The sequence below is a fragment of the Candidatus Thermoplasmatota archaeon genome (assembly GCA_035540375.1).
In the GTDB taxonomy this organism is placed as follows: Archaea; Thermoplasmatota; SW-10-69-26; order JACQPN01; family JAJPHT01; genus DATLGO01.
Genome location: DATLGO010000058.1, coordinates 60865 through 69195 on the forward strand (window position 1 = coordinate 60865; position 8331 = coordinate 69195).

Below are 8331 nucleotides of genomic sequence, written 5' to 3' on the forward strand. Positions count from 1 at the left end.
GACGTGGACGAGCGCCAGACGTACGGTTTCGTGACCGCCCTCGGGCGCGCCCTCGCGAACGTCGAGGGCCGCGACGCCGTGAAGGAGCTGCGCGAGGCCGGCGACGCCGGTCGCCTCGCGGCCCTCGCGCGCGATGCGCCGCACAACCTCCCGGCCGAGCGCGTCGAGGATTTCATCGCGACGACGATGACGCCCGCCCGATGGGAGAAGACGCGCGCGCAGCTGATTCTCGCCGTGCAGCTCGCCCGCGGCGACATCGCGCGCCAGCCCGGGCACGAGAAGAAGGGCGCGGGCGGCGTGCGCGGGCGGCCCTGATCACGCCGCGCGCCAGCGCTCGCGGCCGTCCGAGCCGAGGTCGGCGACGAGCGCGCCCTCGAGCGCGGCGAGGCGCAGGTGCCCGAGCGTCTCGCTCATCGCGAGGAAAGGATCCACCACGCGGCCGAGGAACAGGTGCGGAAACAGGTCGCGCGCGAGGAGGGGACCCTTCGCGCGCACGAGGTGGCGCACCTTCTCCTGGCGACGCGCGAGCGCTTCGAGGCTCGACCGCGCGACGCGCGCGTGGTCGGCGAACGGGTCGCCGTGGCCGGGAAGCGCGAGGTCGGCGCGCGTCGCCGCGAGACGCTCGAGGCTCGCGCGGTACTCGCTGAGCGCTCGGGCTTCGTCGGGCGCGATCGAGATGGCGTTCGAGGTGATGCGCTCGAGGAGCGTGTCGCCGCCCAGCATGAACGCCCCCGAGGCCTCGCGCAGCGTCACGGAGCCCGGGGTGTGGCCGGGCGTGTGGAGCACCTCGAGGCGCCAGGCTCCGGCCTCGACGACGTTGCCCTCCGCGAGGGTTCCCGCGACGTCGCAATCCTCGGCCGTCTCGCCGAGGTGGCGGTAGGCGGCGCGCACGCGGCCGAGTTCGGCGTCGTCGAGGCCCGAGCTTGCGAGGACGGGCTCGTAGAGCGCGCGGCGCTCGCGGCGACGCGCGCCGAAGCGCTCGACGGCGTCGCGGTCGAGCCCGTGGACGCGCACCTCGGCGCCCGTCCGGCGGACGACGCGCGCGGCGAGGCCGTGGTGGTCGGCGTGCCCGTGCGTGACGACGACGTGGCGGATTCGGCCGAGCGCCTCCCCGAGCCCCTGCGCGAGCGCCTCCCAGGCGACGTCCCCGAGCGGGCCCGTGTCGACGAGGGTCGCCTCCTCGCCGTCGAGGAGCCAGGCGTTCACGGGCCCGACGACGAAGGGCGTCGGAATCACGATGCGACGGACGCCCTCGGGGAGCACACGCCCGATTGGTCCGCGGCGCGTGAAATGGGTTTCCACCCCGGTTTCACGGCGTCCCCGACCCCCGAAGGTTTATCTCGGGCCCTCCCTTTCGTCGCGCATCCGGGCGGATTCCCCATGAAGTTCGAACTCACGGAAGAGCAGCGCGCGGTCCAGAAGATGGTCCGCGACTTCGCCGAGAACGTCGTCCGCCCCCAGATCCCGAAGATCGAGAAGGAGGGCGTGTGGAACACGTCCGTCCTCGCGGAGGCCGCGAAGCTCGGCCTCGCCGGCATGACGATCCCCGCGGAGTTCGGCGGCGCGGGCCTCGACACCCTCTCCTACAACCTCGCGATCCAGGAGATGAGCCGCGTGAACGGGTCCGTCGGCATCACGTTCGCCGCGCACTGCGGTCTCGGGACGGGCCACATCGGCATCATGGGCACGCCGGAGCAGAAGCGCAAGTACCTCCCCCGTCTCGCCTCGGGCGAGCACTGGGGCGCGTGGGGCTTGACGGAGCCGGGCGCGGGCAGCGACGCGGCGGGCCTCGCCTCGGTCGCGAAGCGCGAGGGCGACGGGTGGAAGATCTCGGGCCAGAAGGTCTTCTGCACGAACGGCCATTTCGCGGACGTCTTCACCATCATGGCCAAGACGGATCCCTCGAAGGGTTCGCACGGGATCACGGCCTTCATCGTCGAGAAGGGCGCGAAGGGCCTCACGCTCGGGAAGCTCGAAAAGAAGCTCGGACTGCACGGGTCCGCGACCTCGCAGGTCTTCCTCGAGGACGTCTGGGTCCCCGACGCGCAGGTCATCGGCGGCGAGGCCGGCATCGGGAAAGGCTTCGTCGGCGCGATGCGCACGCTCGACGCGGGGCGCATCGCGATCGGAAGCCTCGCCTACGGCCTCGCGCTCGGAGCGTACGACACGGCGCTCGCCTACGCGAAGGAGCGCGAGCAGTTCGGCAGGAAGATCGGCACCTTCCAGGCGATCCAGTTCAAGCTCGCCTCCATGGCGACCGAGCTCGACGCCGCGCAGCTCCTCCTCATGCGGGCGGCGGCCCTCAAGGACGAAGGCGCGAAGTTCACGCGCGAGGCGTCCATGGCGAAGCTCTTCGCGAGCGAGATCGGCATGCGCGCCTGCACGGAGGCCATCCAGATCCTGGGCGGCAACGGCTACACCGAGGACTACCCGGTGGAGCGCATGTTCCGCGACATCAAGCTCTGCGAGATCGGCGAGGGATCGAGCGAGGTCCAGCGCATGGTCATCGCGCGCGAGATCGGCCTCCCCACGAAGTGAGCCGGGACCCGCGCTGTCATGGCGCGCGGACCCATCAAGGGTTGGACGAGAATGGGTATCACCCCAGACCGCCATCGAGGGCGTGAGCGCGGCGCGCGGTCGACCTGATCCGGGCGAACCGTGAGCCTCCAAACACGATTCTCCACCCGCGTCGCGCTCTCCCTCTCCCGCGGCACGAATCCAAGGGCAGATAGGGCGGGTCGCCGCTCCGCCCGCCGTGCTCGACGTCGTCCTCCCGGTCGCCTCCATCTTCGCCGTCATCCTTCTTGGATGGCTCGCGGGGCGTCTCGGAGCCTTCGACCGGCGCGACCTCGAGGCGCTCAACCGTTTCGCCTACACGGTCGCGTTCCCCGCGCTCGTCTTCACGGCGCTTGCCCGCTCGCCCCTGGGGTCGGTCGCCGACCCCCGCGCCGTCCTCGCATTCCTCGCGGGCCTCGCGGCCGCCGTCCTCGCGGGCTTCGCGGCTTCGCGCGCGTTTGGCGCCGACGCCACGCTCGGCGGCGCGGCCGTCTTCGCCTCCGGGTTCGGCAACATCGCCTACCTCGGCTTCCCGCTCGTCCTCGTCGTCTACGGTCCGAGCGCCCTCGGCCTCGCGGCCGTCCTCGCGGCCACGAGCATCCTCGTCGCGCTCCCGATCGGCATGGCGGCGCTTCTCGCGGGCGACCGGACGCCCGGAAGCGTGCGGCGCACCCTCGCGAGGAACCCGCTCTTCATCGCCGCGCTCGCGGGGGCGGCGGCGAGCGTCGCGGCCGGCGTCGTCGGAAGGCTCCCGACGCCGTTCCTCCCGCTCGACCTTCTCGCGTCGGCCGCCTCCGGCGTCGCGCTCTTCACGTTGGGCGTGTTCCTCTTCCACACGTCGCCGAGCGCCTTCGCGCGCGCTCCGGGGGTGACGCTTGCGGCCGCGCTCGGGAAGCTTGCGGTCTTCCCCGCCGTCGCGTTCGTCGCGGGGCGGGCGCTCGGCCTCGGCGGCGTCGAGCTGGGGATCGTCGCGCTCATGGCGGCGCTCCCGACCGGCGTCACCGTGTTCACGGTCGCGAAGGCCTTCGGCCGCGCCGAGGAGCCCGTCGCGGCGACGATCCTCGTGACGACGCTCGCGGCGGCGTTGACGCTTCCGGTCCTATTGGCGCTCGTGTGAGGCGAGCGGCGGACGCTCCCGCCCGGCCCCCGCGCGGGGCGGCGGACCGGCCCGCACGAGGATCGCAAGCAGCGCGACGGCCCCGAGCGTGAGGCCGAAGGTGACGCCCGCGAGGATCGGCTCGTTCGCGGTGCAGGGCACCGTGAAGGGGCGGAGGTGGCACCCGGAGCGGTACGTGTGGAGCACGCCCGTGTAGTCGACGACGTCGTTCGCGAGAACCCACGCCGCGACGAGGGCGACCCCGCGCGCGAAGCGGGCGTCGCGCCGGAGGTCGTGCACGAAGACGCCGGCAAGGGCGACCATGCCGAGGTGGAGCCAGAGAAGCCAGAAGTTGAGGTTGAAGGTCCAGGTCTCGAACCAGGCGTCGTACTGGACGAGGACGTAGGCGGTCCACAACCCGACCTGCACGTTCGCGACGAAGGCGAGGGCGTCGAGCCACGCCCAGCGCTTCCCGAAGTGGTACGCGACGAGCGCGGCCTGGGCCCAGAGGACGGCGAGCGGGCTGTCGGGGACGAAGATCCAGAGGTGGATCGGGGTGACCGCGAACTGGTCGAGGTAATAGTAGAAGCCGTAGGCGATCCCGCCGAGGTTCACGAGCAGGATGGCGGCGCGCCAGCGGGCGTCGGCCTTGAAGGCGTGGAGGCGCTCGAAGAGGTCCACGCGGAGCGCAGGATCCCGCGCGACATGAACCTTGGCGGCCTGCGTCCCGGACCCGGACCCGGACCCGGACCCGGTCCCGGTCCCGGTCCCGGTCCCGGCACCCGGCACCCGGTCCCGGTCCCGTCGCCCGGCGCCCGGCACCCGGCACCCGGTCCCGGTCCCGGCGCCCGGCGCCCGGCACCCGGCACCCGCTCCCGGTCCCGGTCCCGGCGCCCGGCGCCCGGCAACCGAACCGCGCGCGCGGCCCCGGGATCCGGTCGCGCGCCCTCGACCCCTGCTGCTGAAGCCTTATAAGGCGAAACCCGCCATGCGGTCGTATGACGCGCGAGGTCGTGATCGCGTCGGCGGTCCGGACGCCCATCGGGAAGTTCAACGGCTCGTTGAAGGCGTTCAAGGCGCCGGCCCTCGGCGGCCTCGTGATCTGGGAGGCGCTCGGCCGGGCGGGGGTCGAGGCGCGGGACGTCGACGAGGTCGTGATGGGGAACGTCCTCCAGGCGGGCCTCGGCCAGGCGCCGGCGCGCCAGGCGGCGCTTGCCGCGGGCCTTCCGGCCTCGATCGCGGCGGTCACGGTCAACAAGGTGTGCGGGTCGGGCCTCAAGGCGGTCATGCTCGCGGCGCAGGCGATCAAGGCGGGCGACGCGGACGTCGTCGTCGCGGGCGGCATGGAGTCGATGACGAACGCTCCGTACTATCTGCTGAACGCGCGCGACGGATACCGCCTCGGGAATGGCGAGCTCGTGGACGGCATGTTCCACGACGGCCTGCGGGACGCGTACGACGGCGTCGCGATGGGCCTCACGGGCGAGGTCGTCGCGGAGGAGTTCGGCGTCTCTCGCGCCGAAGCCGACGCGTTCGCGCTCGAATCGCACCGCCGCGCCGCGCACGCGATCAAGCACGGCTGGTTCAAGGACGAGATCCTTCCCGTCGAGGTGCCGGAGGGGAAGGGCCGCACGCGCACGTTCGCGGAGGACGAGGGGGTGCGCCCGGACACGACGCTCGAGATCCTCGGCCGCCTGCGCCCCGCGTTCAAGGAGAACGGGATGGTCACGGCCGGCAACGCGAGCCAGATCAGCGACGGCGCCTCCGCGACGGTGGTCATGAGCGCCGAGAAGGCGGCGGAGGCGGGGGTCGCGCCGCTCGCCCGCATCCGCGCCTACAACACCGTGGGCGTCGCGCCGATGCGCGTCATGGCCGCGCCGATCGACGGCGTGAAGGCGCTTCTTGCGAAGACGGATCTCACGATGAAGGACATCGACCTCGTGGAGCACAACGAGGCGTTCGCCTCGGCAAGCTGCGCGGTGCGCGCGCAGTGCGCGATCCCCGAGGGCCGGTTCAACGTCGCGGGCGGCGCGGTCGCGCTCGGTCACCCGATCGGCGCCTCGGGCGCGCGCGTGCTCACGACGCTCCTCCACGGCCTCAAGCGCGAGGGGAAGCGCCGCGGTCTCGCGACGCTCTGCCTCGGCGGCGGCAACGCCGTGCAGATGATTGTCGAGCGCTGAGCCTCACTTCGCGAGGGGCGCAAGCCACGCCCTGCGCGCGCGCCTGTGCGCGGCGGTTTCGCGCTTCGCGGGCGTCACGGCGTGCTTCTCGGGCGGGTTGTCGCCGAGCTCCACGTCGAGCGGCACGATCTCGTCGCGGCGCGCAAGCGTGAGCGCGACGACGTCGCCCGGCAGGCGCTCCTTGAGGCGCTTCTTGAGGTCGTCCTCCTTGCGGAGGCGGAATCCGTCGAGCGCCACGATCTCGTCGTCCGGCGCGAGGCCCGCGCGGTCGCCCGCGGCGCCGGCGAGCACCGATTTCACGACCACCGCGTGCGCGTCGCCCTTGAGGATGACGCCGAGCGAGGCGCCGGGGCCGGCCTCCTCGCCCTTCTCGATCTTCTTCGTGTCGTCCTCGGGGAATTTCGCCTCGAGCGTCCATCCGACGGTCGCGAGCGCCTCCTCGAGGGGCAGCTCCTCGCGACCCGCGACGTGGTCCGCGAAGAACGCGCGGAGGTCGAGGCCCGTAGCCTCCTCGGCGACCGCGCGCCATCCATCGGGCTCGAGGATCGGGACGCCCGTCCTCCCGTGGCGTTCCCAGAGCAGGCGGAAGACGTCGTCGAGCGACCTGCGTCCGCGCGTGCGGCGTCGGATCTCGAGGTCGAGGACGACGCCGAGGAGCTCGCCCTTGAGATAGTACGAGATGCCCGCGTTCACGTAGTTCTCGTCCTGCCGGTAGAACTTGATCCACGTGTCGAAGCTCGACTCCTCGAGGCTCTCCGCGAAGCGGCCCGGCTGCGTCCGGAGCTTCTGGATCGTCTCCGCGAGGTAGTCGCGGTAGCGCTCCTCGCTCCAGACCCCCGCGCGCACGCAGAGAAGCGGATCGTAGTAGCTCGTGAGGCCCTCCATCGCCCAGAGGAGGCGCGTGTGGTTCTCCTTCGTGTAGTCGAAGGGGCCGAGAGATTCGGGTCGGATGCGCTTCACGTTCCACGTGTGGAAGAACTCGTGGGAGACGAGCGCGAGGAATTCCTCGTAGCGCTTGCGCGGCCGGAAGCCGAAGCGGTCCCAAAGGAGCGTCGTCGAGTTCGCGTGCTCGAGGCCGCCCGCGCCCTTCGGCGCAAGGTGCAGGATGAACAGGTAGTCCTTGTAGGGGAGCCCCCCGAAGAGGGCGGCCGTTTCGCGCACGATCGCCTTGACGTCGGCGACGAGGACCTTCTTGTCGAGGTTCCCGCGCCCGTAGACCGCGATCGCGTGGCGCTTGCCTTCCACGGTGAACCGCAGAAGGTCGTGCGTGCCGATCTCGAACGGGCAGTCCGCGAGGTGGTCGTAGCCTTCCGCGCGGAAGACGTTCGGGCGGCCGCGGACCGAGGGGAGGCCCGTGGACACGCGCCATCCGCGCGGAGGCGCGATGCGCACCTCGTGCGGCTCCTCCTTGCGACCGTCGACGTGCATGAAGACGCTCGTGCCCGTGACGTACCCGTGCGTGGCGTCGAGATGGCTCGTCTGCACCGAGAGGTCGTTCGCGTACACGCGGTAGCGGACGACGACGGTCCGCGCGCGGCCGGATTCGACGCGCCACGTGCCCTTCGCGACCTTGCGCCACGCAAGCGCGTTTCCGCGCGCGTCCTCGGCCTCGAAGCCGGAGACGTGGCGCGCGAACTCGCGCAGGAGGTAGGATCCGGGAGCCCAGGACGGCATCACGAGGTCGACCTCGCCCGCGACGCCGTCGACCCGCATCGTGACCTCGAAGCGGTGGTCGGCCGGGCGCGGCATGGCGAGCGCGTACGTGATCATCGCGGCCGGAACGCGCGCCCCGTACTTGAGGCGTTTCGAACGCGCCCGAGCGAAGGCAAGCTTATCGCCCGGCGCCGCGTTCCGGCCCCGATGAGCGTCGCGCGCGGGGACACGGTCGCCGTCCGTTACACGGGTCGACTGGACAACAACGAGGTCTTCGACACCAACCGGGACGACGACGAGCCGCTCACCTTCCGCGTCGGGGACGGGCAGGTCATCCCGGGTTTCGAGACGGCGGTCCTCGGCCTCGCGAAGGGGGCCACGAAGCGCGTCCGCATCCCCCCGGAGGAGGCCTACGGCTTCAAGCGGCAGGATCTCGTCCAGACGTTCGACCGCGACGCGCTCGACGCGGACACCGGTCCCCTGAGCGTCGGCCTCCAGGTCGAGGTCGAGGACGAGGACGGAAACAGCTTTCCCGCCGATGTCGTCGAGTTTGACGACGAGACCGTGACCCTGGACCTGAACCACCCGCTTGCCGGGGAGGCCCTCACCTTCGACATCACGGTCGTCGAAGTCTACCGCGACGGCGCCTGAGTCCGGCGGTGCCAAGCCATGCCGAAACTGCCAATCCAATGAGCTTTTATAGGGCTCGTGGCATGGGTTGCGACGTGACGTCCATGCGGAAGCCCGGACTCGCGGTGGCGCTCGCGCTCGTTCTCGTCGCTCTCCCCCTCGCCGGTTGCATCGGCGGCCAGGACCAGCAGCCCCCGCCCACGACGCCCCCCTCGG

At 71.8% G+C, this 8331-nt stretch carries 8 protein-coding genes; 5 read left to right on the plus strand and 3 right to left on the minus strand.

Going from position 1 to position 8331, the window contains the following annotated elements:
• Positions 1-3 precede the first annotated feature (3 nt).
• A complete protein-coding gene (locus VM889_07330) occupies positions 4-315 on the plus strand; it encodes a hypothetical protein (protein ID HVL48350.1) in 312 nt (103 codons plus the stop codon).
• On the opposite strand, the gene VM889_07335 is transcribed toward VM889_07330, so the two are convergent.
• The gene (locus VM889_07335) at positions 316-1263 is read right to left on the minus strand and encodes an MBL fold metallo-hydrolase (protein ID HVL48351.1); all 948 of its coding nucleotides are present in this window, start codon (positions 1261-1263) and stop codon (positions 316-318) included. It abuts the gene before it with no gap.
• Between the two features lie 117 nt (positions 1264-1380).
• On the opposite strand from VM889_07335, the gene VM889_07340 reads away from it, so the two are divergent.
• Together VM889_07340 and VM889_07345 are read left to right on the plus strand one after the other, a co-directional pair.
• Positions 1381-2538, plus strand: coding sequence for an acyl-CoA dehydrogenase family protein (locus VM889_07340; GenBank protein HVL48352.1), 1158 nt, complete (start codon positions 1381-1383; stop codon positions 2536-2538).
• A 217-nt stretch (positions 2539-2755) separates the two neighbouring features.
• Positions 2756-3673 carry an AEC family transporter gene (locus tag VM889_07345; protein HVL48353.1) on the plus strand — a complete coding sequence of 306 codons (918 nt, stop codon included), beginning with the start codon at positions 2756-2758 and terminating at the stop codon, positions 3671-3673.
• On the opposite strand, the gene VM889_07350 is transcribed toward VM889_07345, so the two are convergent.
• The gene (locus VM889_07350) at positions 3656-4333 is read right to left on the minus strand and encodes a DUF1405 domain-containing protein (GenBank protein HVL48354.1); all 678 of its coding nucleotides are present in this window, start codon (positions 4331-4333) and stop codon (positions 3656-3658) included. The two genes, VM889_07345 and VM889_07350, sit on opposite strands and share 18 nt — an antisense overlap.
• A gap of 317 nt (positions 4334-4650) precedes the next feature.
• On the opposite strand from VM889_07350, the gene VM889_07355 reads away from it, so the two are divergent.
• Entirely contained in the window at positions 4651-5832 is a 1182-nt protein-coding gene (locus tag VM889_07355) for an acetyl-CoA C-acyltransferase (protein HVL48355.1), read from the plus strand.
• Positions 5833-5835: 3 nt separating this feature from the next.
• Here the strand turns inward: VM889_07355 and VM889_07360 are convergent, their stop codons facing one another.
• Complete coding sequence (locus tag VM889_07360) at positions 5836-7602, minus strand: PDZ domain-containing protein (GenBank protein HVL48356.1); 1767 nt, start codon at positions 7600-7602, stop codon at positions 5836-5838.
• A gap of 90 nt (positions 7603-7692) precedes the next feature.
• On the opposite strand from VM889_07360, the gene VM889_07365 reads away from it, so the two are divergent.
• Positions 7693-8136, plus strand: coding sequence for a peptidylprolyl isomerase (locus VM889_07365; GenBank protein ID HVL48357.1), 444 nt, complete (start codon positions 7693-7695; stop codon positions 8134-8136).
• Positions 8137-8331 lie beyond the last annotated feature (195 nt).

What these genes read in the sequence shown, in the direction of transcription:
- VM889_07340 (HVL48352.1), top strand. Translation starts at nt 1,381, where the DNA reads ATGAAGTTCGAACTCACGGAAGAGCAGCGCGCGGTCCAGAAGATGGTC.
- VM889_07360 (HVL48356.1), bottom strand. Translation starts at nt 7,602, where the DNA reads ATGATCACGTACGCGCTCGCCATGCCGCGCCCGGCCGACCACCGCTTC.
- VM889_07355 (HVL48355.1), top strand. Translation starts at nt 4,651, where the DNA reads ATGACGCGCGAGGTCGTGATCGCGTCGGCGGTCCGGACGCCCATCGGG.
- VM889_07365 (HVL48357.1), top strand. Translation starts at nt 7,693, where the DNA reads ATGAGCGTCGCGCGCGGGGACACGGTCGCCGTCCGTTACACGGGTCGA.